This window comes from Xanthobacter autotrophicus ATCC 700552 (assembly GCF_043194565.1).
Lineage (GTDB): Bacteria > Pseudomonadota > Alphaproteobacteria > Rhizobiales > Xanthobacteraceae > Xanthobacter > Xanthobacter autotrophicus_F.
The window spans coordinates 51,536-77,095 of sequence record NZ_JBAFVS010000002.1; the positions used below are offsets into that span (position 1 = coordinate 51,536).

Sequence of the window (25,560 nt, forward strand, 5' to 3'; positions counted from 1 at the left end):
TGGGCGCGAGGGGCGCAGCCTCTGCGGGATACCCCGAGAGACTACTCGGCCGGGCCGGCGTGCGGGGGATGGGGCTCGGTCAGGCGCACGGCAGCATAGCCCATGGCGATCACCACGAGCGGCAGCACCACATACGCATAAAGCCAGAGGCCGGTCATATCAGTCGTCCAAGCACGCTTCTTGCCATGAAGTGTAGCACACCGGCCGCAGCCAGCCAAAAGAGGCTGCCCAGGGCGATGAGCACGCCATGGGACGCAGCCGCGGCGCCGGCGGCGCCCAATCCATAGAGCGAGGCCACCGCCGGTCCCAACGCGCCCACCGTGAGACAGGCGGTGGAGGCCCGGTCGAGGGCATTGGCCATCAGCTTGGTGCGCTCGTTGTGGATCAGGCTCATGGAGCCGCATATGGAAGGCGTCCCCGCCCCGGTCAAGCGCCACGGCCGCCCCGAATGGCGGGAGGACGCCCGGAGACAGGAGGAGGCCCGGAGACAGGAGGACGCCCGGAGACAGGAGGACGCGGCCGAATTCCCGGTGCAAATCCACCGGAACGTGCTCCAAACCTTTGTTTCATCGCAATTCCCAACGCAAAACCGCTTCACACTTTTGCTGGGATTGCTCTAACCTCAACCCGCCCCTCACCCGCCCCGGCCATGACCGAAATCCTCTTCTACCACCTTGAACGCCGCCCGCTGGAGCAGGTGCTTCCGACGCTTCTGGAGAAGTCGCTGGAGCGCGGCTGGCGGTGCGTGGTGCAGTGCGGCTCGGCGGAGCGGCGCGATGCGCTCGATGCGCATCTGTGGACCTATAGCGATGCCTCCTTCCTGCCCCACGGCACCGAGGCCCAGCCGGTGCCGGAGCGCCAGCCGGTGCTCCTCGCCACCAGCGAGGCCAATCCAAACGGCGCGCAGGTTCGCTTTCTGGTGGACGCCGTGCCGCTGGCGGATTCGGCGCCTTATGTGCGGGTGGTGCATCTGTTCGACGGGCGGGACGACGAGCAGGTGGCCGCCGCCCGCGAGCGCTGGCGCGAGGCCAAGGCCGCCGCCACGGCGCAGGGCCACGAGCTGACCTATTGGCAGCAGGACGAAAACGGCCGCTGGGTGCGCAAGGCGTGATCCCAAGCCCGCGCGGCGCTTGAGCGAAAACAACGCAGGAGCGAAGCCCGCGCGGCGTCTGAGCGAAAACAGCGCAGGAGCGAAGCCCGCGCGGCGCTTGAGCGAAAACAACGCACGAACCACGCCCGCGCGGCGTCTGAGCGAAGCCCGCTCACGCCGTCGGGCGGCGGAAGGCCTTCAGCAGGAAGGTGAGGATCGGCACCACCAGCCCCGGCACCGCCGCGAAGGAGGCGAACTGGGACAGGCTGGACGAGGTGGCCTTCATCTCCGCCTGAACCGCATCCATGGCCGCCTGGTTCACCTGGTTGGCAAGGCCGAGCTCCCGCGCCGGCTTCAGCGTGGCCCCGACCACCGCCACGATGAGGGCCAGCACCAGCCCGCCGGCGCCCACCACCACCGCCGCCCAGATGGCGCCCAGCGAGGCCTCGAGCGCGAGGAACAGCGCCACCCCCAGCATCACCACGCCGAAGCTCGCCACCAGCGCCGCGAAGGCGAACAGGCCCGCCCGCGCCGCCACATGGCGCAGGTGGATCTCGGCGATGATGGTGTTGGTGCGCAGCAGGATCTTGAGGTTCCGCGCCAGCTGATCGAAGTTCATTCCGAGTTCCTTCCCGTGCGCACGATCGTCACCGGCCGCAGCAGCGCGCCCACCACCACCCCGGCGAGGAACGACACCGCCATCCAGGCCAGGGGATTGATCCGCACCGCGCGCCGCGCGCCCCCGCTTCCCGCATCCGCGGCGCCATCAAGGCCCGCCGCGTCCGTCTCCATGGCCGCCTTCAGGGCCGCGCCCGAAAGCTCGCTCTGGAGCCGCATCAATTCCGTATGCTGCTCTTCGCCCAATGATGCCTCCCGGACCACCCTGCGGGCCGCCTGAGAGGGAACCACCGGCGTTTCCCTGTCAAGCTTGATCCCTGTCAAGCTAACCTGCGTATACAACTGTCGGAGGCGGCAATTGATCCGTGCCGCCTGATCCCGTCCAGCCACCGCCCACAGGACCCTCCGGCCCATGACCGCGCCAGACCTGACCACACCACCCGCGACCACAGCCGCCCGCCGCATCGATTATTTCTTCTCCTGCGTCAGCCCGTGGAGCTTCCTCGGCCACGCGCCCGTCATGGCCGTGGCGCAGCGGCACAAGGCCACCGTGGCCTTCCATCCGGTGGAGCTGGGGCCGGTGTTCGCGCAGACCGGCGGCCTGCCGCTGGCCAAACGGGCGCCGGAGCGCCAGCGCTACCGGCTGGTGGAACTCCAGCGCTGGCGGGCGAAGCGCGGGGTGGAGCTTCATCTTGCGCCGGCCTTCTGGCCCTTCGACGGCGCGCTGGCGGACCAGACCATCATCGCCGCCCTTCAGGCCGGCCTGCCGGTGGATGCCCTGATCGCCCGCATCTGTTCCGGCGTCTGGCAGCGGCAGGAAAATCTCGCCCTGCCGGAGGTCATCGCCGCCCTTGCTGATTCCGTGGGCCTGCCCGGCGCCAGCCTCGTCGCAGCGGCCGAGGGCGAGGCGGCGAAAGCCGCTTATCTGGACAATCGGGCCAAGGCCATGGCGGCGGACGTATTCGGCGCCCCGTCCTATGTGCTTGACGGCGAGGTGTTCTGGGGGCAGGACCGCATCGAACTGCTGGACGACGCCCTCGCCAGCGGCCGCCCACCGTTCCGGCCGACCGCGTGAGAGCCCTTCCGCCGCAATGCTGGCAGGATCGGGGGCGGTCGGACCATGGGGATGCCGGATCGGCTTTGACGAGCGCGAAAAGAGTGTGAGCCATCCAGCCAAGCTTCGGGCAAACTCGGAGCGGGTCAATTGAGACAAGGCCGAATTCAACCGGGCCGGTCCGGACGGGAGGACATGCAATGGTCACGAGACGACAGGCATTGAAGTCGGTCGGCGGCATGGTCTTGGGCTATGGGGCCGGGCTCATCGCTGGCTCCCGGGCCGTGGCCTCCGCCGCGGAAACCACCGTCACACTTCCCTTCGGCAACGGCGAGCGGCCGCTTGTGACCTATCCCGGCAAGCGGGCGCTGATCGGCCTGACCTCGCGTCCGCCGCAGCTCGAAACCCCGTTTTCCGTGTTCAACGAGGGGATCCTGACGCCGAACGATGCGTTTTTCGTGCGCTATCATCTGGCTGACATCCCGCTCGAGATCGACCCGGCCGCCTTCCGCCTGGAGGTGAAGGGCAAGGTCTCGACGCCGCTTTCGCTCTCGCTCGACGAGTTGAAGACCAGGTTCGATCCGGTCGAATACGTCGCCGTGCATCAATGCTCGGGCAACAGCCGGGGCTTTTTCGAGCCGCGCGTGGGCGGCGGGCAGGCCGGCAACGGACTGATGGGAAATGCCCGGTGGAAAGGCGTGCCCCTGAAAGCGGTGCTGGAAAAGGCCGGCATCGCCAGCGGGGCCGTGGAAGTGTATTTCACCGGGCTCGACGGTCCCGTCATCCCGGAGACGCCGCGCTTCGCCAAGTCGCTGAAACTTGATCACGCGCTCGATGGCGAGGTCATGCTGGCCTACCAGATGAACGGCGAGGACCTGCCCTGGCTGAACGGCTTCCCGCTTCGCCTCGTCGTCCCGGGCTACTTCGGCACCTACTGGGTCAAGCACCTCAACCAGATCGCCGTTCTCGACACCCCGCTCGACAATTTCTGGATGAGCACGGCCTATCGCATCCCCGACAATGACTGCGCCTGCGTGCCCGCGGGCGGGAAGCCCGAGAAGACCGTGCCCATCGGCCGCTTCGCCGTCCGCTCGTTTCTCACCAACGTTCTTGATGGCGCGAAGGTGGCGGCGGGCAAGCCGGTGCTATTGCGCGGGATTGCCTTCGACGGCGGCTCGGGAATCGCACGGGTCGAGGTCTCGCCCGACGGAGGCAAGACCTTCATCCCCGCATCGCTCGGCGCGGATCTCGGCAAATACTCGTTCCGCGAATGGACCGCGCATGTGACGCTGCCCGCCGGCAGGCAGGCGCTCATGGTGCGGGCGACCAACACCCTCGGCCAGACCCAGCCCATGGCGGCAAGCTGGAACCCATCCGGCTACTTGCGCAGCGCCGTCGAGACCACAAACGTCGTAGCAGGGTGAGGGACAGAGCTATGAAACACCGTCTCAAATCCCTCGCCATGGCGGTCGCGATCGCCGGTACCGTCGCCGGGCCGCTCGCCGGAGCTTTCGCCGGTTTGGCCGCGGCCAAGCCCCTGACCTACGAGCTCCCGGAGGAGACCGCGGTCTTCAAGCCCGGACCGGGGATCGAGGCGGCGCAGAACAATTGCGCCGCATGCCACTCGGCGGACTACATCACCACCCAGCCGCCAAAGATGGGACGGCCATTCTGGGAGGCTGAAGTCCACAAGATGATCTCGGCCTACCATGCCCCGATCGACAATGACGACGCCAAGGCGATTATCGATTATCTAGCGGCGACCTATTAGAGCATTTTCGAGCGAAGTGGATACCGGTTCGCGTGAAGAAAATGCGTCAAAACAATATTCTAGAGCGATTACCGTGAGCCAAGGCGAGCGGAAAACGCTCTAGAACGTGATCGAGGCTGTTCCGTTATGCCTTGAGACACCCTGTAGAGGTCAGGCCGACCCCTTCCGGAGCGGGCCGGAGCGCTTATGTTTCGCCAACGGGCGGCCGCGCGAGCCGCCCCTCACGGGAGGCGATGATGACCCGTTCCGCCGCTGATCTGCGCCGCGTCACCCTGTGCGCCCCGGTTCTCTCCCTGCTGGTCATCCTCCCGCTCGCCCCCGCCGTGGCGCAGGGCACGCCGGCAACGCCCCAGGCGGCACCGTCCGGCGAGACCTCGGCGCCGCGCTTCGCGTTCGCCCCGGTGGAGGGCGGCGCGCTGAAGCTCGACCGGGAGACCGGCCTTGTGTCCCTGTGCGCCAAGCGGCCCTCGGGCTTCACCTGCGAGGTGGTGCCGGACGCCCGCGATGCCTATGAGGCCGAGATCGCCCGCCTCAAGGCCGAGGTGGACACCCTGCGCCGCACGACCGGCCAGGCCCAAGCGCAAGCCCAGCCCCAGCCGGGAACCCCGGTCCCGCCGCCGGGCGCCGCTCCGGACACCACCGACCTCGACCAGGCGTTCGCCTATGCGGAACGCTTCTACCGGCGCCTGAAAGGCCTCATCGACGAATTGCGCGCCCCGACCGGCGAGGAGCGCCTGTGAGCGGCCTTCAGAATTCCGTCAGGTAGTCGCACATGCGCTTCAGGCCCTGGTCGGCGAGGGTGCCGGGAAAGCCGATGAAGACGTGGCAGCCGCCGGGATAGACATCGAGTGCCGTGGCATTGCCGGCGGCCAGCCAGGCGTTGGCCATGAACAGGGTGTCGTCGAGTAGCGCATCGCGCGTGCCCACCATGAACAACGCCTTCGGCAGGCCCTTCAGGTTGCCGAGCAGCGGGGACACGTCCGGCGCATCCGCCCTGCCCTCCAGCCTCAGATAATTGTTCACGAAGAAGACGATATCCCGCGTGTTCAGCACCAGCGGCTCGTCGCCCCAGTTGCGCGCCGAGGGCGTGAGGCGCAAATCGAAGCAGCCAGCGGTCAGCACCGCCGCGGAGAACGGCGAAAGCTGGTGCGTGTCGCGCAGCCGCACCAGCGTCGCCACCGCCAGCGTGGCCCCGCCCGATTCGCCGCCGATGGCGAAACGGGCAGTGCCGAAGCGCGCGCCGCCGTCCTTCACCAGCCACAGCGCCGCCGCCTCGCAATCGTCGGGGCCGGCGGGATACGGCTCCTCGGGGGCGAGCGCATAGTCCACCGAGACCACCGCGAGCCCGCACTGGCCGGCGATGCGGTCCAGCATCGCCTCGTTCTCCCGCGCCGAGCCCATGGTCCAGCCGCCGCCATGGATGTGGAGGTAGACGCCGTTGGGCGGGCCGTCCGGCATGTAGATGCGCACCGGCACCGGGCCGCGCGGGCCGGGAATGGTCTCCTGCCGCGCCCGCGCGCTCTCAGGCGCCAGCGGGAAGACCCCCTTGCCGGACAGCCGCGCGGCGCGGATCTCCGGCAGCGGCACCGCCCAGCGGTCGGGAATGGTCTTCATGATCTTGACGATGGCGTCGTTGACCATGCGGGTATCGGGCGCGACGGCCGCCGGCGAGAACACGGCGGCATCGAGAACCAGCTTCGACATCGGCGACTGTCCTTGGCAGCGGCGGCCAGCCGCGATCGCGAGGGAAGACGGGGAGATGCGAAAACTGGTACGAGCCGGAACCGCTCCACGCAAGACGCCGATACCAGAAACCACGCTGGCCGGATCCTGCGCACCGGCGCCCCGCAGGAGACCCGCCATGGCCCGCATCACCCGCTCCGCCCCGACCCTGAGCGATGCCGTGCGCCACGCCGAGGCTCGCCTTCAGGTGAAAACGCCGGGGGAAGGCTTCACCGAGATCACCGCCGAGGCGGCGGCTTTCCTCGACGACATCACGGCCGGCGCGGGGGTGCTGACGGTGTTCTGCCGCCACACCTCGGCCTCGCTCACCATCCAGGAAAATGCCGACCCGGACGTGCGCACGGATCTTCTCAGCGCCCTCGACAGCCTCGCCCCGCGCGATTTCGGCTGGGTCCACGATACCGAGGGGCCGGACGACATGCCGGCCCATGTGCGCACCCTTCTGAGCGACACCAGCCTCTCCATTCCGGTGACCGGGGGCCGCATGGCGCTCGGCACCTGGCAGGGCCTTTACCTGATCGAACACCGCAACCGTCCCCAACACCGCGAGGTGGTGCTGGTATTCACGGGAACAATCGGTCATATGGCGTGACCGGCTTGTCACCGCTCCGCCATGGATTGATGATCGGACAGGCCGATTCGCGGCGGGCGCCATCCCCCCGCGGTGATAAGAAGAGCGGAGCCGTTGGGGAGGGAGCATTGGGAGAAGCCGCTGGGGGCAGCCTGCGCCTCGTTATCGCCGACGATCACCCCCTGTTCCGCGGTGCCCTGCGGGAGGCGGTGCTGGGACGTCACGCCGACGCCACCATCGAGGAGGTCGGCACCTTCGACGACCTGACCGCGTTCCTGGAACGCGACCGCGACTTCGACCTGATCCTGCTCGACCTCACCATGCCGGGGGCCCGTGGCTTCTCCGGCCTCATCTATCTGCGCGCCCAATATACCAGCCTGCCGGTGGTCGTGGTGTCGGGGAACGAAGAGTCCGCCGTCATCCGCCGCTGCATGGACCTCGGCGCGTCGGGCTTCATCCCCAAGACCATGAGCGTTGCCGCCATGCGCGACGCCGTGGCGAGCGTGCTCGGGGGCGAGACCTTCGTGCCGTCGGACATCAGCCTCGCCGCGCGCGCCGACGCCGAGACGGATGCCATCATCGCCCGCCTTGCCACCCTGACACCGCAGCAGGTGCGGGTGCTGATGATGCTGTCCGAAGGCCGGCTCAACAAGCAGATCGCCTATGAGCTGAGCGTCTCGGAAGCAACGGTGAAGGCCCACGTCTCCGCCATCCTGCAGAAGCTCAGCGTGGAAAGCCGCACCCAAGCCGTGATCGCGGTCTCCAAGGTGGAAGCCGGGCTCTGGAGCCAGTCGCAGGCCTGAGGGCCAGTGCCAATGGCGCCGCCGCAGTAGGGACCTTTTCACCGGTCAGGCTTTAAACGGTCGGGACAGGCAAGCGCGGGGTTCCACGAGCGCGCTTGCCCACCCGCACGGCCGAAGGAGCCCCATGACCGAGCAAACCCTCAGCCCGCCCGGCAGCACCGAGCCCCAGCGCCGCTCCCTGAAAGAGGCGTTCGCGCTCTATACCCAGCGCGACGTGCTGAGCGTCAGCCTGCTCGGCTTCTCATCCGGCCTGCCTCTGGCGCTCACCGGCGGCACCCTCGCCCTGTGGATGAAGGACGTGGGGGTGACGCTCACCACCATCGGCCTCTTCAGCCTGGTCGGCCTGCCCTACACCCTGAAATTCCTCTGGGCGCCGGTGCTCGATGCCGTCGACGTGCCGCTGCTGTCGCGGCTGCTGGGCCGGCGGCGCGGATGGCTGCTGGCCTGCCAGATCGTGCTCATGGCGGCCATCGCCGCGCTCGCGGTGCAGGACCCGGTAGCAACCCCATTCGCGGTGGCCGCCTGCGCGCTGGTGGTCGCCATCGCCTCCGCCACCCAGGACATTGCGGTGGACGCCTTCCGCGTGGAGCGGCTGGACACCTCCAGCGAGCAGGCCGCCGGTATGGCGGGCTACGTCACCGGCTACCGGCTGGCCATGCTGGCGACGGGCGCCGGTGTCATTGCCCTGGTGGCGTATCTTGAGGAGGCGCACGGCCTGCCGCGTGGCACCAGCTGGTTCTGGGGCTACATGCTGGCGGGGGCGTGCGTGGCCATCGGCGTCATCGCCACCCTGTTCGCCCGCGAGCCGAAGGCTCCGGAACGGGTCCCGGGCGAGGGCACCGGACAGCGGCTCATCGCCACCACGGTGGGGGCGTTCCGCGACTTCCTCACCCGCGACCAGGCGGTGATGGTCCTGCTGTTCGTCATGCTGTTCAAATTCTGCGATGCCTTCGCCGGCGTGCTCACCGGGCCGTTCGTGCTCGATATCGGCTTCAGCAAGGCGACCTACGTGGAAATCGTGAAGGTGGTGGGTTTCGGCGGCACCATCGTCGGCGGCTTCGTCGGGGCCTATTTCGCCCGTGCCTATCCGCTCGTCACCTGCCTGTGGATCTCCGGCGTGCTGCAGATGACGTCGAACCTCGGCTTCACCTTGCAGGCCTATGCCGGGCCGAACGCAAGCGTGCTCACCGGCGTCATCCTGGTGGAGAACTTCACCAGCGCCATCGGCACCGTGATCTTCGTCGCCTATCTCTCGGCCCTGTGCGGCGCGCGCGAGCACACGGCCACCCAATATGCGCTGCTCACGGCCCTCACCGCCGTGGGCCGGACCCTGCTCGGCTCTTCCAGCGGCGCCATTGCCCAGGCGTCGGGCTGGCCGCTGTTCTTCACCCTCACCGCAGTGGCGGGCCTGCCGGGCCTCGCGGCGCTGGGCTGGCTGCAGGCGAAGGGGCACTTCCGGGGATTGAGGCCGGACGAAGCCGGCTGACCCCGCACCGGGTCTACCGCCGCCCCCGTCCCGCCTGCTGGGCCACCTGAAGCACCACCCGCTCGCAGATGGCGGGGGCGAGGGGCGCGTTGCGGCGGGCGGCGAGCACCGCGTCGTCCACCGCCAGCAGCGCCTTCAGGCAGCGGTCCGGATCGAGGGCGCGCAACGCCTTCTCCAGCTTGGCCTTGCGCGAGAAATGCACCGGCGGGCGGGCCGATCCCACCACCTGGTCGGGGCTGGCTCCGCCGGCCACCGCCAGCGCCATGGGGTGCAGGGCCGTGAGCGCCCGCAGCAGGCTGCCGAGCACCGCATCGGGCCGGGTGGCGGCGCCGAGGGCCTTGGCGAGAGCGGCCAGCGCCTCCCGCGTTTCTCCGGCCAGCGCCGAATCCACCACGTCGTCGAGGGCCAGCGCCGAGGCATCGCCCACGATGGTACGCACATCCACAAGGCTCACCCGCTGCTGCCCCAAGGCGTAGAGGATCAGCTTGGCGATCTCCCCGCGGGAGGCCAGCCGATCGCCGCCGATGAGGGAGACGAGCAGGTCCCGGGCGTCCCGATCAATGGCAAGTCCCGCCTCGGCCATCATCGCATCGACCAGGCGGGAGAGGTCGCGATCGCTGTCGGCATAGCAGGCGATGGCGAGGGCGTTGGGGGCGTTCTCGCACAGGGCGCGCAAGGGGGCGCCCTTCTTGAGGTCGCCGGCCTCCACCACCACCAGCGCGTCGCAGCGGCCCGCGAGCACCGGCTGAAGCGCCGGCACGATGTTGCGGCTGCCGGCGCGCACCCACACCACCCGCTCGCCGCCGAACAGGCCGATGGTGGAGGTCTCGTCGATCAGGCGGCGCGGGTCGGCGGAGATGTCGTCGCCTTCGAGGCGCACCAGGGCGAACGGATCATGCGCATCGGGCACCGCCCGGCGCACCAGACCCTGGGCACGCTCATGCACGAGGCCGGTATCGGGTCCGAAGATGAGGACGACGCTTTTCCCCGGATCGCGCCGGGCCAGCGCCGACTCGGCGTCGCCGGGCCGCACCGCGACCACGGCTCAGCTCGCCGAGCCGGGGGCGCTGGGGTTCCGGATGAAGAAGGCGCCAAGCTGGGCCTTGATCTGGTCCGCGACACCGCGCGCGGCGCGCTTCTCGGCGTCGATGGTGGCGCTGTAATTGGCGAAGCGCTGGTCGCTCGTGTCGATGGTGGCGGTACCCGATGCCGCACCGGAGGTGACGACCACCGCCTTCTTCGGATCGTCGGCCGCCTTCACCAGGCGCCAGTTGGCGGTCACGCGGATCACCTGGTTTTCGGGCAGGCCCGAAGACGAGTTCACAATGGCCGTGGATGTGGAGGTATCCACCGCGATGATCAGCTGCAGCGGCGCGCCCTTCGGATTACCCGACCCGCCGGTGAGGGCGAAAATGAGGTCGTTGCGCAGGTCGTTGCCCAGCCGGCCACGGATCTCGATGACATCCACGTCCCGGAACTTGTCCATGAGGGCCGGTCCGCCCACCGTGGAATTTTCCGCGTAGAGCGGCTGGAAGCACCCGGCCAGCGTGCCGGCGAGGGCGCACACGAGCACCAGCCGCGCCGCAAGCGGTGCAGCGGCGAGCCGCCCCAGCCGGGAAGCGGGGCGGGAAGCTTGGGTCGAGGGATCAGGCAACGACATTCACGATCCTCTGCGGCACCACGATGATACGCTTTGGCGCGCGGCCGTCGAGTGCCCGCTGCACGCTTTCCAGATTCAGCACCAGGGCTTCCACTTCCGCCGCCGTGGCATCGCGCGGCACGACGATATCATCCCGCTTCTTGCCATTGATCTGGATCGGAAGTGTGACCGTGTCCTGACGCAGCAGGTCGGCCTCCACCTTCGGCCACGGGGCCTGCGCCACCAACGTACCGCCGCCGAGGACCACCCAGCATTCCTCTGCCAGGTGCGGCACCATGGGCGCGACCACGCAGGCGAGCATTTCCGCCGCCTCACGCAGGGCGAAGGCGAGGTCGGGCGGTACGTCCGTCTCCGCCCGGGCCGCGGCGATGGCGCTGCCGAAGGCGTTGGCGAATTCGTGGACGTGGGCCACCGCCACGTTGAAGCGCAGACGCTCGATGTCCTCGGCCACCGTGGCCACCAGGCCATGGGCGGCCCGGCGCAGGCCGGTGGCCACATCCGAGAAGGCCTCGGGACGCAGTGCGCCGGCGGGGGCACCCAGTTCCACCGCCTCGTTCACCAGCCGCCAGACCCGCTGCACGAAGCGCCATGCGCCCTCGATGCCGCCCTGCGTCCACTCGCTGTCACGCTCGGGCGGGGTGTCGGAGAGCATGAACCAGCGGGCGCAATCCACGCCGTAGGTATCCGCCACCACCTCGGGGGCCACCACGTTGCGCTTGGACTTGGACATCTTCTCCGGCGGGGAAACGGTGACGTCCGAGCCGTCCGCGATCTTCACCGCGCGGCCGTTGCCGAGGAGCTTCACCTCCTCCGGGAACAGCCACTTGCCAGCGGTATCCTTATAGGTCTCGTGGACGATCATGCCCTGGGTGAACAGGCCGGCGAAGGGCTCGTCCAGGTCCACGCGCCCGCAGCGCTTCAGCGCCCGGGTGAAGAAGCGCGAATAGAGCAGGTGCAGGATCGCATGCTCGATGCCGCCGATATACTGGTCCACCGGCAGCCAGTGGGCCACCGCGTCCTTGTCCAGCGGCACCTGCGGATTGTCCGACGCATAGCGCAGGTAATACCAGGACGAATCCACGAAGGTGTCCATGGTGTCGGTCTCGCGCCGCGCCGGCTTGCCGCACTTGGGGCACGGCACATCGCGCCACGCCTTGGCGCGGTCCAGCGGATTGCCGGGACGGTCGAAGGTGACATCGTCGGGCAGCACCACCGGCAATTGCTCGCGCGGCACGCCCACGGGGCCGCAGGTGTCGCAATGGATCACCGGGATGGGACAGCCCCAATAGCGCTGGCGCGAGATGCCCCAGTCGCGCAGGCGGAAATTCACCCGCCGCGTGCCCTGGGGCTCATCGCCGATGCGATAGCGCTCCAGCCGGCGGGCCACGGCTTCCTTGGCTTCCGGCACGCTCATGCCGTCGAGGAAGCCGGAATTGAACAGGCTGCCGTCGCCGTCATAGGCCACGTCGTCCACCGCGAAGGCGCCGGGATCGGTCTCCGCCGGCAGCACCACGGGGGTGACGGAAAGCCCGTACTTGCGGGCGAAGTCGAGATCCCGCTGGTCGTGGGCCGGGCAGCCGAAGATGGCGCCGGTGCCGTAGTCCATGAGCACGAAGTTGGCCACATAGACCGGCACGGTGCGCTTGTCGTCCAGCGGGTGGACCACCTCGAGGCCGGTCGGGTAGCCCTTCTTCTCCTGGGTCTCGATCTCCTCGGCCGAGGTGCCGCCGCGCTTGCATTCGGCGATGAAGGCGGCGAGGGCCGCATCCTTCTGCCCCAGGTGTTGGGCCAGCGGATGATCCGGCGACAGCGCCAGGAAGGAGGCGCCGAACAGGGTGTCCGGACGGGTGGTGTAGACCTTCACCGCCTTCGACGCCGCCGGCAGCGTGCCGGCCGCCACCGAGGCCCTGGTGAACTCGAACAGCACCTCCATGCCTTCCGAGCGGCCGATCCAGTTGCGCTGCATAAGGCGCACCTTCTCGGGCCAGCGGTCCAGCGTATCGAGGGCGTCCAGCAGTTCCTGGGCGAAATCAGTGATGCGCAGGAACCACTGGCTGAGCTTGCGCCGCTCCATGATGGCGCCCGAGCGCCAGCCGCGCCCGTCGATGACCTGCTCGTTGGCGAGCACGGTGTTGTCCATCGGATCCCAATTGACCTCGCTCTCCTTGCGATAGGCGAGGCCATGGTCGAGGAAATCGAGGAAGATGCGCTGCTGCTCGGCGTAATAGGACGGGTCGCAGGTGGCGATCTCGCGGTTCCAGTCCAGCGAGAGGCCGAGCAGCTGCAGCTGCTCGCGCATGGAAGCGATGTTCTCGTAGGTCCAGCTCTTGGGATGGATGCCACGCTCGATGGCGGCATTCTCCGCCGGCAGGCCGAAGGCGTCCCAGCCCATGGGATGCAGCACGTTGAAGCCCTGCATGCGCTTGTAGCGCGCGAGCACGTCGCCCATCACATAGTTGCGGCCGTGGCCGATATGGATGCGCCCCGACGGATAGGGAAACATCTCCATGACGAAGAATTTCGGGCGCGGGTCGTCGTTGCGCGTGCGGAAGATGCCGCGCTCGGCCCAGGTCTTCTGCCACCGGGGTTCGGCTTCGCGGGCATTGTAGCGGTCGAGGCTACGGTCTTGCGCACGATCCTGGTCGCGCTCCGTCGTACGATCTTGGGTCATGGATCCGTCAAGGGTAAAATCGGGCGGGACTAGGACAGAAACAGGCCGCCCGGTCAACCATTCTCCCGGTCCGGACGGGCCCGCCCCGATCCGTCGGGAGGCCACGTTGGTGTGCTTTTGGCCGCATGCCGGGGTCCCATCGCGCGAAGGTCCAAGCTTGCCACCGGCGTAGGCTTCGTTCATCAAGCCTTGAGGGGTAATCCGAGGGGGGTGGCGATGGCAGCGCAGGGTCGCGGGATGAAGCTTGGTCTCAGGTCCGCGGCCGCCTTTGCCCTACCCCCCTTCACGCTCCTCTTCACGCTCCTCCTGGCGGCCGCCTCGCCCGCCGTCGCGGCGGAGGGCCTGCCGGTGCTCGACGGGGCGCGGCTGTCCCCGCTCTGGGCCCTGCCCTTCGCCGGCATGCTGCTGTCGATCGCCCTGTTTCCGCTGCTGGCGAACCACTTCTGGCATCACCATTACGGCAAGATCGCCCTGTTCTGGGGCCTCGCCTTCGTCGTGCCGTTCGCCGCGGTCTACGGCCCATCGGCCACGGGTCACGAGGTGGTGCATACCGCGCTCTTGGAATACATCCCCTTCATCATCCTGCTGTTCGCCCTCTTCACGGTCTCCGGCGGCGTGCTGGTGACGGGGAATATCAAGGGCACGCCGGCGGTGAACACCCTCATCCTCGCCATCGGCACCCTGATCGCCAGCCTCATCGGCACCACCGGCGCCTCCATGGTGCTGATCCGCCCGCTGCTGCGCGCCAATGACGACCGGCGGCACAATGTGCACACGGTGATCTTCTTCATCTTCCTGGTGTCCAACATCGGCGGCTCGCTAACGCCGCTGGGCGACCCGCCCCTGTTCCTCGGCTTCCTGAAGGGCGTGAACTTCTTCTGGACCACCACCCACCTGCTGCACGACACGGCGGTGATCGCGGCGATCCTGCTGGTCGCCTTCTACCTGCTCGACCGCCACTTCTACGCCAAGGAGGACGCCGCCGTGAAACGGCCCGATCCGACCCCGGCGACGGAAGGGATCGGGCTGCGCGGCGTGCAGAACCTGCCGCTGCTGGTGGGCATCATCGGCGCCATCCTGCTCAGCGCCCTGTGGAAGCCCGGCATCGCCTTCAACATCTACGGCACCCCTGTGGAGTTGCAGTGGATCGTGCGCGACGTGCTGCTGGTGGCCCTGGCCCTGGTCTCCCTCGTCATCACCCCCGCCATCGTGCGCGAGCGCAACGGCTTTGACTGGGAGCCGATCGTGGAGGTGGCGAAGCTGTTTGCCGCCATCTTCCTCACCATAATACCGGTCATTGCCATTCTCAAGGCCGGCTCGCGCGGCGCCTTCTCCCCGCTGGTGAACCTCGTGACGGGAGCGGACGGGCAGCCGGTGAACGTGTGGTATTTCTGGCTGACGGGGGCGCTCTCCGCCTTCCTCGACAACGCACCCACCTATCTGGTGTTCTTCAATCTCGCCGGCGGCGACCCGCACCAGCTCATGGGGCCGCTCGCGGTGACGCTGGAGGCGATCTCGGCCGGCGCGGTGTTCATGGGCGCCATGACCTATATCGGCAACGCGCCGAACTTCATGGTGGTCTCCATCGCCCGCCACCGCGGCGTGAAGATGCCGACGTTCTTCGGCTACATGGGCTGGTCGATCGTGTTCCTCTTGCCCTGCTTCGCGCTGCTGACGGTGCTGTACTTCATCTGACCGGCGGAGCGCGCTGCCGGTCGCCTCAGCGCGTGATCACGATCGTCGTGTTGCCTTGGCCATAGCTCCGGACCAGGGAATAGAGCGTCGCCGCGTTCGCCGGATGCAGGCGGATGCAGCCGTGGGAGGCCGGTCCCCCCAGCTGGCTCACCGCATAGCTGCCGTGGATGGCGAAGCCGCCGCTGTAGAAGATCGAATAGGGCATGGGTGAGTTGTAGTACTTGCGCGAATAATACTCACGGTAGAGCCGCTGCGGCCGGTAGACGCCGGTGGGCGTCACATAGCCCCGCCGCGCGGTGGAGACGAGCCAGGAATAGCGCGGCACCCCGTTCACCGAGACCGTCATGCGCTGGGACGACAGGTCCACCCGCGCCACCACCGCCGCCGCCTCGGCCCGGAACAGGACACCCGACAGGAGGAGCAGGGCCACCGCCGCCGGTACGGCCCGCCATGGCGCCCCCGTCCGATGCGTCACGACCTCACGCTTGACGGCCCCAAGCGTTATGGTGGCAAGCCTCATGATTGCAAGTCGCGTGACTGCAAACCACGTGATAGTGCGTCCCGCAGCATGGAAACCGGCGCTTACCCTTGCCATGGCCGCACCTCCTCCCCTTGGGGAAATCATACTGCCACGCCGAGGCTGCAACGCAAGGCTGCACGGCCGGCACGATCCCGCCCGGTGAGGGGTAGCCCTTTCCGCTACGGCGTCGGTTGCACGGTCTGGCCGCACCCGCTTCACGCTTGCGCGAAGGCGACCTAGTTGCTTGTTCCGTCGCATTTTCTTCACGCGGTGCGCCGCCCGCTTTCCTCCAAAATGGTCTATGGTCCCCGCGCCGTCCTTCAGGACCGGCCGGCCCTTCACGGCCGCCGGACGGGCGCCGGCGCGGGAGATCAATCCATGGTGATGATGCTGTTCGGCCTCTTCGTTTTCCTCGGCATCCATGTGGTGGCTAGCCTCAGGGGTCTTCGGGCCAAGCTCATCACCCAATTCGGGGAGGCGACCTACAAAGGCTTCTTCTCCCTGCTTGCCGTCAGCGGGCTGCTGCTCACCGCCTATGGATTTGCCCTGTGGCGGGCCAATGGCGCACCGGAGCTGTGGACCCCGCCGCGGGGCCTGCGCCACCTCACCCTGCTGCTGATGCTGTTCGCCTCCATCGCGCTGGTGGCGGCCTATGTGCCGAGCCACATCAAGGCCTGGCTGAAGCATCCCATGCTGGTGGGCGTGAAGATCTGGGCCCTCGCCCACCTCCTCGCCAATGGCGACGCGGCCTCCATCGTGCTGTTCGGCGCGGTGCTGGCCTGGGCGGTCTATGACCGCATCGCGGTGAAGCGGCGCGGCGATCCCCTGCCGGTGGCGCCGAACAATTTTGCCGGCGACGCCCTCGTCGTGGGCGGGGGGCTGGTGCTCTATGCTGCGCTCGCCTACCTATTCCATCCATATGTGATCGGCGTGCCCGTCATGTGATCCCACAGGCGTCGGACCTCGACCGATGCCGGAAGGTTTCGCTCAGGTGCCGCGCGGGCCTGTCGCATCCGCAAGGGAACAAGAGGAACGCCATGTCCAGTCAGGCCGATGCCCGCCGCATCACGGCGCCGCAGATCCAGGCGCGCAAGGGAGGCGAGCCCATCGTCTCCCTCACCTCCTACCATGCCCACACGGCGCGCCTGCTCGACCGCCATGTGGACGTGATCCTGGTGGGCGACAGCCTCGGCATGGTGATGCACGGCATGGAAACCACCGTGCCCGTCACCGTGGAGATGATGATCGTCCACGGCCGCGCCGTGGTGCGGGGCACCAAACGCGCCCTCATCGTGGTGGACCTACCCTTCGGCAGCTACGAGGCGAGCCACACGGAAGCCTTCCACACCGCCGCCCGCGTGCTGAAGGAGACCGGCGCCGGCGCGGTGAAGCTGGAAGGCGGCCGCCGCATGGCGGAGACCGTGCGCTTCCTGGTGGATCGTGGCGTGCCGGTGATGGGCCATGTGGGCCTCACCCCCCAGGCCATCAACACGCTCGGCTCGTTCAAGGCCCGCGGCCGGGACGATGCCGAGGCCTCCATCATCCTCGACGACGCCCGCGCCATCGCCGAGGCCGGGGCCTTCTCCATCGTGCTCGAAGCCATCGCCGAGCCTTTGGCCCGCCGCATCACCGAGGAGGTGGCGCCGCCCACCATCGGCATCGGCGGCTCGCCCGCCTGCGACGGCCAGATCCTGGTGCTGGAGGACATGCTGGGCCTCGGCGACCGGGTGCCCAAGTTCGTCAAGAAATACGCCAATCTCGGCCCGGACATCGAGAAGGCGGTGGCCAGCTATGCCGACGAGGTGCGCGCCCGCACCTTCCCGTCCGCCGAGCACACCTACGCCCCGCGCCTGGTCGAGAAGCCGGCGAAAGCCTCCTGATGGGTGCGCGCCGGACTGCGGGGGTCTCCCTCGATCGCGCCTTTCTCGGCCGCACCCTTCTTGGTCGCGCCGTTTTTGGTCGCGCCTTTTTTGGCCTTCTCCTCGCCCTCGCCGCCGTGGTGCCCGCCACGCCGGCGCGGGCCGCGGAAGACTGCTTCATCGCCACCGATCTGGATACCGGGCGGGTGCTGGCCAAGCAGGGCCTGTGCGCCACCCGCCATCCGCCCGCTTCCACCTTCAAGATCGCCCTCGCCCTCATGGGCTATGATGCCGGCCTGCTGAAGAGCGAGACCCAGCCGGTCTTCTCCCCGCCGGCCGGCGAGACGCCGGAGCGCGAAGCCGCGCGCGGCCCGCAGACTCCCCTCTCCTGGATGCGCAACTCCGTGGTCTGGTATTCCCAGATCCTTGCCCGCGACCTGGGGCGCGAGCGCATTGCCGGATACCTGAAGGGCTTCGCCTACGGCAACGAGAACATGGGCGGGCTGCAGGGCGAGGACGAGCCGCTGGTCCGGTTCTGGCTCTCTTCGTCGCTGCGCCTCTCGCCGCGCGAGCAGATCGATTTCCTGCGCCGCATGCTGAAGGGCACCCTGCCCGTCTCCGCCGAAGCGGTCGCCGCCACCGAGCGCCTCATGGCCATCGAGGAGCAGCCCGCCGGCTGGCTGGTGTTCGGCAAGACCGGCACCGGCTATGGCCGGCTCGCCGACGGCGGCCTGGACCGCGGGCGGCCGTTCGGCTGGTTTGTGGGCTTTGCCCGCAAGGCGGCGCACACCGTGGTGTTCGTACGCTTCACCGCCCTCGACATCGCCGCCCCCGAGCCCCTCGGCCCACTGGCGCGGCGGCAGGCCATCGCCATCCTCGCCCCGGTGCTGGCGGCGCAGGCGCCCTGATCCGGCCGGCGGCTTCCCCTTCCTTTCCTTTGCCGCTCCCGCCCACACGCCATTCAGCCAAGGACAGGCCCGTGCGCGTCTCCGTCATCGTCTCCGCCTTCGTCGCGGCGCTCGTGGGATTCGGCGGAACCCTCGCCCTGATCCTCGCCGCCGCCGCCGAGGTGGGGGCGAGCCCCGCCGAGGCCTCCTCCTGGGTCGCCGCCATCTGCCTTGCCATCGCGGCAAGCTCCGCCCTGCTCTCCATGCGCTACCGCATGCCCATCATCGCCGCATGGTCCACGCCGGGGGCAGCGCTCATCGCCGGTTTCGGATCGGGGATCGGCATGGCCTCGGCCACCGGCGCCTTTCTGGTCGCCGGCCTGCTGGTGGTGCTGTGCGCGGCGGTGAAGCCCCTGGGCACGCTGGTGGCGCGCATTCCGGTGGCGGTGGCTGCCGCCATGCTGGCCGGCGTGCTTGCCCGGTTCGTCATGGCGCTGGCCGAGCATGCGGCGGCATCCCCGGCCCTGGTGCTGCCGGTGATCGCGGTGTTCTTCATCGTGCGGCTTCTGTCGCCCAACTGGGCGGTGCCCGCCGCGCTGGTGGCGGGCGGCGCCGGGGCCGTCCTGCTCGGCCGGGTCGGCCCCATGCCGACGCCGGAACTGTCGGCCCTGGTGTGGACCACGCCGCGGTTCGAGCCCTCGGTGCTGGTGGGGCTCGCCCTGCCCCTGTTCCTCGTCACCATGGCCTCGCAGAACCTGCCCGGCTTCGCGGTACTGCGCGCGAGCGGCTACATGCCGCCGGTGCGGCCCATCCTCGCCGTCACCGGCCTCGCCTCCATGGCGAGCGCGCCCTTCGGCGCCCATGCCACCAACCTGGCCGCCATCACCGCCGCCTTGTGCACGGGGCCGGAGACCCATCCCGATTCGAAGCGACGCTGGCTGGCGGGACCGGTTTATGCCGGCTTCTACCTGCTGCTGGCGGCGGCCGGCGCCTCGCTGGTGGGGGTGTTCGCCGCCCTGCCGCCCGCCCTCATCGCCACCATCGCCGGCCTCGCCCTGCTGTCCCCGCTGACCGGCGCGCTGACGGCGGCGCTGAATGAAGAGAAGCACCGGGTGGCGGCGGTCGCCACCTTCGCCACCACCGCTTCGGGGGTCACCGCCCTGGGCCTCGGCGCACCGGTGTGGGGGCTGGCGGCGGGGCTTCTCATTGTCGGCCTGGATCACCTGCGGCGGGTCTGAGCGCGACCTTCACGGCCGGCCAGCGACCGGGACCTCAGGTCTGAAGCGCGGAATGTGACGCACAGGACTTGAAACAAGAAATCCCACGGGCGACGCCGGTCGCCCGTGGGATCTGCATGTGCTCAGCCGGCGGTGTCCGCCGGCGCGCATCAGTCCGCCTGCATCAGTCCGCCTTTTTGGCCTTGAACTGCTGGATGATGGCGATGACCTCGCCGACGAAGCCGCGGCGGAACAGGGACACGGCGAGCACGAAGATGACGCCCTGGATCACCAGCACCCATTCGCCGAGGCCCGCCAGGTAGTTCTGCATGGTCACGATCACCGCCGCGCCCACGATGGGGCCGAGGATGGTGCCCATGCCGCCCACCAGCGTCATCAGGATCACCTCGCCCGACATCTGCCAGGCCACGTCGGTGAGCGAGGCCAGCTGGAACACCAGCACCTTGGTCGCCCCCGCAAGGCCGGCCAGCGCCGCCGAGAGCACGAAGGCGAGCAGCTTGTACTGGTTCACCCGGTAGCCCAGCGAGATGGCGCGCGGCTCGTTCTCGCGGATGGCCTTGAGCACCTGCCCGAACGGCGAGTGGATCGTCCGGTAGATGACCAGGAAGCCGAACACGAAGATGGCCAGCACCAGGTAATAGAGGTTGATGTCCTTCGACAGGTCGATGAGGCCGAACAGCGCCCCGCGCGGCACCGCCTGAAGGCCATCCTCGCCGCCGGTGAAAGGGGCTTGCAGGCAGAAGAAGAAGAACATCTGCGCCAGCGCCAGCGTCACCATGGCAAAGTAGATGCCCTGGCGGCGGATGGCGAGCAGGCCGGAGAGGAAGCCCAGCGCGGCGGCGAAGACGACGCCGGCAAGGAGGCCCAGCTCCGGCGAGAAGCCCATCACCTTGATGGTGTGGGCGCACACATAGGCCGACCCGCCGAAGAACATGGCATGGCCGAAGGAGAGCAGGCCCGTGTAGCCGAGCAGCAGGTTGAAGGCGCACGCGAACAGCGCGAAGCACATCACCTTCATGAGGAACACGGGATAGACGCCGAACGGCGCCGCCAGCAGCACCGCGATGGCGAGGATGCCGAAGATGGTGCCGATGCTGGCGCCGGAGCTGGAGGCCGCGGGCGCGCCGGCGGGATGGGTGGGGGTGGAGGTGCTCATCGCGCCGCGCTCACTTGGCTGTGCCGAACAGGCCGGCGGGCTTCACCATGAGCACGATGGCCATGATGACGAAAATCACCGTGGAGGAGGCCTCCGGGTAGAACACCTTGGTGAGGCCCTCGACGATGCCGAGGCCGAAGCCGGTGACGATGGCGCCCATGATGGACCCCATGCCGCCGATCACCACCACGGCGAACACCACGATGATGAGGTTGGAGCCCATGGTGGGGCTCACCTGGTAGGCCGGCGCGGCCAGCACGCCGGCGAGGGCGGCGAGGCCCACGCCGAAGCCGTAGGTGAGCGTGATCATGCGCGGCACGTCGATGCCGAAGGCCTGCACCAGGTCCGGCCGCTCGGTGGCAGCGCGCAGGTAGGAGCCGAGCTTGGTGCGTTCGATCACATACCAGGTGGCGAAGCACACCACGATGGAGGCCACCACCACGAAGGCGCGGTAATTGGGCAGGAACATGAAGCCGAGGTTGGTGCCGCCCGGCAGCGGATTGTTGTAGGGCAGGCCCGATGAGCCGTACTGCCGCCGGAACAGGCCTTCAAAGATCAACGCGAGGCCGAAGGTGAGCAGCAGGCCGTAGAGATGATCGAGATGATACAGCCGTTTGAGCAATGTTCGCTCGATCAGCATGCCGACGGCCGCCACGATGATGGGCGACAGCACCAGCGCGCCCCAGAACGGGATGCCGGCATAGTTGAGCAACATCCACGCCCCGAACGCGCCCATCATGTATTGGGCGCCGTGGGTGAAGTTGATCACGTTCAGAAGGCCGAAGATCACCGCGAGCCCGAGGCTCAGCATGGCGTAGAATGCGCCGTTGATCAGGCCGAGCAGCAATTGCCCGAACAGGGCCTGGGGAGGAATGCCGAGAAGCTCGAACATCGAAGATCCGTCTCGTCAGGAGGATGCGGACCGACCCTTAAGGCCGGCCCGCCTGCATTGGAGGATCAGCCCTTCTTCACCAGCGGGCAGTCACCCTCGCCGATGGGACGGAAGGCCTCGTTCGCCGGAATGGTCGCCTTCAGGGTGTAGTAATCGTAGGGGCCCTTCGACTCCGACGGCTTCTTCACCTCGAACAGGAACATGGGGTGGATGTGGCGCCCGTCGGCGCGCACTTCGCCCTTGCCGAACAGCGGATCGTCGGTGGGGATCTTCTTCATCTCGGCCACCACGGCAGCGCCGTCCTTGGCCGACTTCACGGCTTCCACCGCCTTCAGGTAGTGGGTGACGCCGGAATACACGCCGGCCTGCACCATGGTGGGCCGCTTGCCGCCATTGGCCGCCGCGAAGGCGTCGGCAAACTTGCGGTTGGCGTCGGTCATGTCCCAATACCAGGCCGAGGTGAGGTTCAGGCCCTGCGCCACCTTCAGGCCGAGCGAATGCACGTCGGTGAGGAAGATCAGCAGGCCGGCGAGCTTCTGGCCGCCCTCCACGATGCCGTATTCGGACGCCTGCTTGATGGAGTTGATGGTGTCGCCGCCGGCATTGGCGAGGCCGATGATCTTGGCCTTGGACGACTGCGCCTGCAGCAGGAAGGACGAGAAGTCGGCATTGTTGAGCGGCACGCGCACCTTGCCCAGCACCTTGCCGCCGTTGGCCACCACCACCGCCTCGGTGTCGCGCTCGAGAGCGTGGCCGAAGGCATAGTCGGCGGTGAGGAAGAACCAGGTGTCGCCACCGGTCTTCACGATGGCCTTGCCGGTGCCGTTGGCCAGCGCCCAGGTGTCGTAGGTCCAGTGCACGGTGTTGGGCGTGCAGGCCTTGCCGGTGAGGTCGGAGGTGGCCGCGCCGGAATTGACGAAGACCTTGTTCTTTTCCTTGGTGACGCCGCTGACCGCGAGGGCGACGCCGGAATTGGGCGTGTCGAAGATGGCGTCCACGCCATCCACGTCATACCACTGGCGGGCGACCGAGGTGCCCACGTCCGCCTTGTTCTGGTGGTCGGCGAAGATCACCTCCACCTTGAGCCCCTTGGCGGCGGCGCCGAAGTCTTCCACCGCCTTCTTGGCGGCCCACACCGAGCCCTGGCCGCCGAGGTCGGCATAGAGGCCGGACTGGTCGTTGAGGACGCCGATCTTCACCGGAACCTGGGCGTAAGCGGCGCCGGCGCCCATGAGGCTGCTGGCCGCCAGGAAAATGGCTGCAAGACGCATGTGTTTCCTCCCACCGGCTGCAAGCCGGATTTTCTGTCAGGAACCCGGCTTCAGACGCCGAGGAACGCTTCGAGACGTGCCGCGTTTTCCGCGATCTTGTCATTGGGAACCATGTCCACCACGCGTCCATGCTCGACCACATAGTGGCGATCGGCGACAGTGGAGGCGAAGTGGAAGTTCTGCTCCACCAGCAGAACCGTGAACCCCTTTTTCTTGAGGTCCCGGATGATCTGGCCGATGTGCTGGACAATGACCGGAGCGAGACCCTCGGAGGGCTCATCGAGCAGCAAGAGCTTCGCCCCCGTGCGCAGGATGCGGGCGATGGCCAGCATCTGCTGCTCGCCGCCCGACAGCTTGGTGCCCTGGCTGTTGCGCCGCTCTTCGAGGCGCGGGAACAGTTGGTGGATCTCGTCCACGGAGAGCCCGCCGGGCAGGACCACCGGCGGCAGCAGCAGGTTTTCGCGCACCGAGAGCGAGGCGAAGATGCCGCGCTCCTCGGGGCAGATGGCGATGCCGAGGCGCGCGATCTTGTTGGGCTGCAGCCCAACCGTTTCAGTGCCCTCGTAACGGATGGAGCCGGCGCGCTTGCGCAACAGGCCCATGATGGCCCGCATGGTGGTGGTCTTGCCGGCGCCGTTGCGCCCGAGCAGCGTCACCACCTCGCCCGGATGCACGTCGAAGGTCATGCCGTGCAGCACATGGCTCTCGCCATAGTGGCCGTGCAGGTCCTTCACCGACAGAAGGGGCGCCGTCCCGTTCAATGCGGCCATCTCAATGCGCTCCACCGGTGCCCATGTAGGCCTCGATCACCTGCGGGTTCTTGGACACCTCGGCGTAGGGTCCCTCGGTGAGGATCTCGCCGCGGGCGAGCACGGTGATCATGTCGGACAGGTCCGAGACCACCGAGAGATTGTGTTCCACCATCAGGATGGTTCGCCCCTCGGACACCCGCTTGATGAGGTCCGATGTCCGCGCGATGTCCTCGCGGCCCATGCCGGAGGTGGGCTCGTCCAGCAGCAGCATCTCCGGCTCCAGCGCCAGCGTGGTGGCAATCTCCAACGCCCGCTTGCGACCGTAGGGAAGTTCAACCGCAAAATGCTGGGCGTAGGAGATGAGATCCACATCGGCCAGCAACGCCATGGCGCGGTCGTTCAGCGCGTCCAGCGAGGTCTCCGACTTCCAGAAATGGAAGGAGTTGCCGATGGGACGCTGCAGCGCGATGCGCACATTCTCCAGCACGGTGAGGTGCGGGAACGTCGCCGAGATCTGGAACGAGCGCACCATGCCGAGCCGGGCAACATCCGCCGGCGGCGTGCGCGTGATATCTTTCCCGTTCAGGCGGATGGTGCCGCGGGTCGGTTCCAGAAACTTGGTGATCAGGTTGAAGCAGGTGGTCTTCCCCGCGCCATTCGGCCCGATGAGGGCGTGAATGGTGTGCCGGCGGATCCTGAGGTCAACGTTCTTGACCGCAGCAAATCCTTTGAATTCCTTGGTAAGACCAGACGCTTCAACGATAAAGGGCACGTCTGAGACGGTGTCCATGATCGTAAGGTGCCCTCGCTATTGTGGCCTGCGGAGACAGCGAGCGTTCCCCTGGCCAATTCCTCCGGATCGGCACCTTTTGCGGTGCACTTCATCTTGCGTCGCAAACTAGCACGTTGCGCCATGGAAGCGTCAATAGACTGCTATCGCGACGTTTGTCTATCTCGATCTTAGCTTGTGGATGTGCAGCGCGGCCTGATGATTGCTTAATCCACGGGCGTGATCAGGAAATCGAGCCGCGCACCCTCCGCGCCCGACGCCTGAAGCCGGACGTCACCGCTGGGAATCCTGAATCGCAGGCTCTTGCGCAGGCCAGGACAGGCACGCACCCCGGTAAAGGCGATCACACCGACACCTGGTCACGCCGACAGGACGGGCGCGGCCTCACTCGGGCAGGGTGCGGGCCTGGGCGTGGTAGGCCTCGTTGGGGCGCATGTCGGTGGCCGAGGCGATTCGGTTGGACATGTTGAAGAAGCCCACCACCGCCGACACGTCCCAGATGTCCCGCTCCGAAAAGCCGACCCGGCGCAGCGCCTCGCGGTCCTCCTCCTCAACCTCGTTGGGGCGCTCGGTGAGCTTGGCGGCGAAGTCGAGCATGGCGCGGCGGCGCGGATCGAGCCGCGCTGCGCGATAATTCATCACCAGCTGCTCGCCGAGGATCGGGTCTCCGGAGAGCTGCCGCACCGCCGCGCCATGGGCCGTGAGGCAGTAATAGCAGCGATTCACGGCAGAAACGACCACCGCGATCATCTCCCGCTCCAGCTTGGACAGGCCGGATGGCGCGAGCATCAGGTCATTGTACATGGCAGCGAAGGCTGAAAGCTTCGCCACGTCGAAAGCATAGGCCTGGAGCACGTTCGGAACGAAGCCGATCTTCTCCAGGCACTTGTCGAAATACGCGCGGTTGGCCGCATCAAGCTCCGCAGGCGCGAGCGGAAGGGCGATGGCGGGAAGATCGTCCCGCACCCGCGCCGACGGGGTGGCGGAGGGCGCTGCCGCCTTTGCTGCGGTTACCGGCGCCGCCTTGGCCGCC

The 25,560-nt window shown here is 67.9% G+C and carries 27 protein-coding genes; 13 read left to right on the forward strand and 14 right to left on the reverse strand.

Annotated features, from left to right (window positions below; genetic code table 11):
- Positions 1 to 154 precede the first annotated feature (154 nt).
- The gene (locus tag V5F48_RS02110) at positions 155 to 394 is read right to left on the reverse strand and encodes a hypothetical protein (RefSeq protein WP_394039616.1); all 240 of its coding nucleotides are present in this window, start codon (positions 392 to 394) and stop codon (positions 155 to 157) included.
- Positions 395 to 649: 255 nt separating this feature from the next.
- Here V5F48_RS02110 and V5F48_RS02115 point away from each other — a divergent pair, with 255 nt between their 5' ends.
- Positions 650 to 1,111: a DNA polymerase III subunit chi gene (locus V5F48_RS02115; RefSeq protein WP_394039618.1), complete on the forward strand. Its 462-nt coding sequence runs from the start codon at positions 650 to 652 to the stop codon at positions 1,109 to 1,111.
- 151 nt (positions 1,112 to 1,262) lie between these two features.
- On the opposite strand, the gene V5F48_RS02120 is transcribed toward V5F48_RS02115, so the two are convergent.
- Positions 1,263 to 1,709 (reverse strand): hypothetical protein, encoded by a 447-nt coding sequence (locus tag V5F48_RS02120; RefSeq protein ID WP_394039620.1) that lies wholly within the window; start codon positions 1,707 to 1,709, stop codon positions 1,263 to 1,265.
- Complete coding sequence (locus tag V5F48_RS02125) at positions 1,706 to 1,954, reverse strand: hypothetical protein (protein ID WP_394039621.1); 249 nt, start codon at positions 1,952 to 1,954, stop codon at positions 1,706 to 1,708. Before V5F48_RS02125 ends, V5F48_RS02120 begins: the two co-directional genes overlap by 4 nt.
- A gap of 166 nt (positions 1,955 to 2,120) precedes the next feature.
- Here V5F48_RS02125 and V5F48_RS02130 point away from each other — a divergent pair, with 166 nt between their 5' ends.
- The 4 genes from V5F48_RS02130 (at position 2,121) to V5F48_RS02145 (ending at position 5,273) form a co-directional block, all read left to right on the forward strand.
- Positions 2,121 to 2,783 (forward strand): 2-hydroxychromene-2-carboxylate isomerase, encoded by a 663-nt coding sequence (locus V5F48_RS02130; protein ID WP_394039623.1) that lies wholly within the window; start codon positions 2,121 to 2,123, stop codon positions 2,781 to 2,783.
- Positions 2,784 to 2,962: 179 nt separating this feature from the next.
- Positions 2,963 to 4,186: a SorA family sulfite dehydrogenase catalytic subunit gene (sorA, locus tag V5F48_RS02135; protein ID WP_394039625.1), complete on the forward strand. Its 1,224-nt coding sequence runs from the start codon at positions 2,963 to 2,965 to the stop codon at positions 4,184 to 4,186.
- A gap of 11 nt (positions 4,187 to 4,197) precedes the next feature.
- A complete protein-coding gene (gene sorB / locus V5F48_RS02140) occupies positions 4,198 to 4,533 on the forward strand; it encodes a SorB family sulfite dehydrogenase c-type cytochrome subunit (RefSeq protein WP_463595204.1) in 336 nt (111 codons plus the stop codon).
- Positions 4,534 to 4,769: 236 nt separating this feature from the next.
- Positions 4,770 to 5,273 (forward strand): hypothetical protein, encoded by a 504-nt coding sequence (locus V5F48_RS02145; protein ID WP_394039626.1) that lies wholly within the window; start codon positions 4,770 to 4,772, stop codon positions 5,271 to 5,273.
- Positions 5,274 to 5,280: 7 nt separating this feature from the next.
- On the opposite strand, the gene V5F48_RS02150 is transcribed toward V5F48_RS02145, so the two are convergent.
- On the reverse strand, positions 5,281 to 6,237 hold the full coding sequence (locus tag V5F48_RS02150) for an alpha/beta hydrolase (protein ID WP_394039628.1): 957 nt from the start codon (positions 6,235 to 6,237) through the stop codon (positions 5,281 to 5,283).
- Between the two features lie 157 nt (positions 6,238 to 6,394).
- On the opposite strand from V5F48_RS02150, the gene V5F48_RS02155 reads away from it, so the two are divergent.
- The 3 genes from V5F48_RS02155 to V5F48_RS02165 all read left to right on the forward strand — a co-directional run bounded on the left by V5F48_RS02155 (position 6,395) and on the right by V5F48_RS02165 (position 9,136).
- On the forward strand, positions 6,395 to 6,868 hold the full coding sequence (locus V5F48_RS02155; protein ID WP_394039630.1) for a secondary thiamine-phosphate synthase enzyme YjbQ: 474 nt from the start codon (positions 6,395 to 6,397) through the stop codon (positions 6,866 to 6,868).
- Between the two features lie 107 nt (positions 6,869 to 6,975).
- Positions 6,976 to 7,650 carry a response regulator transcription factor gene (locus V5F48_RS02160; protein ID WP_394039632.1) on the forward strand — a complete coding sequence of 225 codons (675 nt, stop codon included), beginning with the start codon at positions 6,976 to 6,978 and terminating at the stop codon, positions 7,648 to 7,650.
- Positions 7,651 to 7,774: 124 nt separating this feature from the next.
- Positions 7,775 to 9,136: an AmpG family muropeptide MFS transporter gene (locus tag V5F48_RS02165; protein ID WP_394039634.1), complete on the forward strand. Its 1,362-nt coding sequence runs from the start codon at positions 7,775 to 7,777 to the stop codon at positions 9,134 to 9,136.
- Between the two features lie 13 nt (positions 9,137 to 9,149).
- Here the strand turns inward: V5F48_RS02165 and holA are convergent, their stop codons facing one another.
- From holA to leuS, 3 genes are read right to left on the reverse strand one after another with little or no spacing between them, the layout of a single operon-like run.
- A complete protein-coding gene (holA, locus tag V5F48_RS02170; protein WP_394039636.1) occupies positions 9,150 to 10,178 on the reverse strand; it encodes a DNA polymerase III subunit delta in 1,029 nt (342 codons plus the stop codon).
- Positions 10,179 to 10,181: 3 nt separating this feature from the next.
- The gene (gene lptE, locus V5F48_RS02175) at positions 10,182 to 10,796 is read right to left on the reverse strand and encodes an LPS assembly lipoprotein LptE (RefSeq protein ID WP_394039638.1); all 615 of its coding nucleotides are present in this window, start codon (positions 10,794 to 10,796) and stop codon (positions 10,182 to 10,184) included.
- Positions 10,783 to 13,467, reverse strand: a complete 2,685-nt coding sequence (leuS, locus tag V5F48_RS02180) for a leucine--tRNA ligase (protein WP_394039640.1) — start codon at positions 13,465 to 13,467, stop codon at positions 10,783 to 10,785. Before leuS ends, lptE begins: the two co-directional genes overlap by 14 nt.
- A 237-nt stretch (positions 13,468 to 13,704) precedes the next feature.
- Between leuS and V5F48_RS02185 the strand changes: the two genes are divergently transcribed.
- A complete protein-coding gene (locus tag V5F48_RS02185; RefSeq protein ID WP_394039642.1) occupies positions 13,705 to 15,162 on the forward strand; it encodes a sodium:proton antiporter in 1,458 nt (485 codons plus the stop codon).
- A 25-nt stretch (positions 15,163 to 15,187) separates the two neighbouring features.
- On the opposite strand, the gene V5F48_RS02190 is transcribed toward V5F48_RS02185, so the two are convergent.
- A complete protein-coding gene (locus tag V5F48_RS02190) occupies positions 15,188 to 15,637 on the reverse strand; it encodes a L,D-transpeptidase (protein ID WP_394039644.1) in 450 nt (149 codons plus the stop codon).
- Positions 15,638 to 16,060: 423 nt separating this feature from the next.
- Between V5F48_RS02190 and V5F48_RS02195 the strand changes: the two genes are divergently transcribed.
- The 4 genes from V5F48_RS02195 (at position 16,061) to V5F48_RS02210 (ending at position 19,666) form a co-directional block, all read left to right on the forward strand.
- Positions 16,061 to 16,627 (forward strand): NnrU family protein, encoded by a 567-nt coding sequence (locus V5F48_RS02195; protein ID WP_394039646.1) that lies wholly within the window; start codon positions 16,061 to 16,063, stop codon positions 16,625 to 16,627.
- Between the two features lie 92 nt (positions 16,628 to 16,719).
- Positions 16,720 to 17,562 (forward strand): 3-methyl-2-oxobutanoate hydroxymethyltransferase, encoded by an 843-nt coding sequence (panB, locus tag V5F48_RS02200; protein WP_394039648.1) that lies wholly within the window; start codon positions 16,720 to 16,722, stop codon positions 17,560 to 17,562.
- Entirely contained in the window at positions 17,562 to 18,449 is an 888-nt protein-coding gene (locus V5F48_RS02205) for a penicillin-binding transpeptidase domain-containing protein (protein WP_394039650.1), read from the forward strand. Before panB ends, V5F48_RS02205 begins: the two co-directional genes overlap by 1 nt.
- A gap of 71 nt (positions 18,450 to 18,520) precedes the next feature.
- Positions 18,521 to 19,666, forward strand: coding sequence for a benzoate/H(+) symporter BenE family transporter (locus V5F48_RS02210; protein ID WP_394039651.1), 1,146 nt, complete (start codon positions 18,521 to 18,523; stop codon positions 19,664 to 19,666).
- 163 nt (positions 19,667 to 19,829) lie between these two features.
- On the opposite strand, the gene V5F48_RS02215 is transcribed toward V5F48_RS02210, so the two are convergent.
- The 6 genes from V5F48_RS02215 to V5F48_RS02240 all read right to left on the reverse strand — a co-directional run bounded on the left by V5F48_RS02215 (position 19,830) and on the right by V5F48_RS02240 (position 25,493).
- Positions 19,830 to 20,822: a branched-chain amino acid ABC transporter permease gene (locus tag V5F48_RS02215; RefSeq protein ID WP_394039653.1), complete on the reverse strand. Its 993-nt coding sequence runs from the start codon at positions 20,820 to 20,822 to the stop codon at positions 19,830 to 19,832.
- A gap of 10 nt (positions 20,823 to 20,832) precedes the next feature.
- The gene (locus tag V5F48_RS02220) at positions 20,833 to 21,714 is read right to left on the reverse strand and encodes a branched-chain amino acid ABC transporter permease (RefSeq protein WP_394039654.1); all 882 of its coding nucleotides are present in this window, start codon (positions 21,712 to 21,714) and stop codon (positions 20,833 to 20,835) included.
- Between the two features lie 65 nt (positions 21,715 to 21,779).
- On the reverse strand, positions 21,780 to 22,985 hold the full coding sequence (locus V5F48_RS02225) for an ABC transporter substrate-binding protein (RefSeq protein ID WP_394039655.1): 1,206 nt from the start codon (positions 22,983 to 22,985) through the stop codon (positions 21,780 to 21,782).
- Between the two features lie 50 nt (positions 22,986 to 23,035).
- Positions 23,036 to 23,755 (reverse strand): ABC transporter ATP-binding protein, encoded by a 720-nt coding sequence (locus V5F48_RS02230; protein ID WP_394039656.1) that lies wholly within the window; start codon positions 23,753 to 23,755, stop codon positions 23,036 to 23,038.
- 1 nt (position 23,756) lies between these two features.
- Complete coding sequence (locus V5F48_RS02235; protein ID WP_394039657.1) at positions 23,757 to 24,527, reverse strand: ABC transporter ATP-binding protein; 771 nt, start codon at positions 24,525 to 24,527, stop codon at positions 23,757 to 23,759.
- 384 nt (positions 24,528 to 24,911) lie between these two features.
- A complete protein-coding gene (locus V5F48_RS02240) occupies positions 24,912 to 25,493 on the reverse strand; it encodes a peroxidase-related enzyme (RefSeq protein WP_394040143.1) in 582 nt (193 codons plus the stop codon).
- Between the last annotated feature and the right edge of the window lie 67 nt (positions 25,494 to 25,560).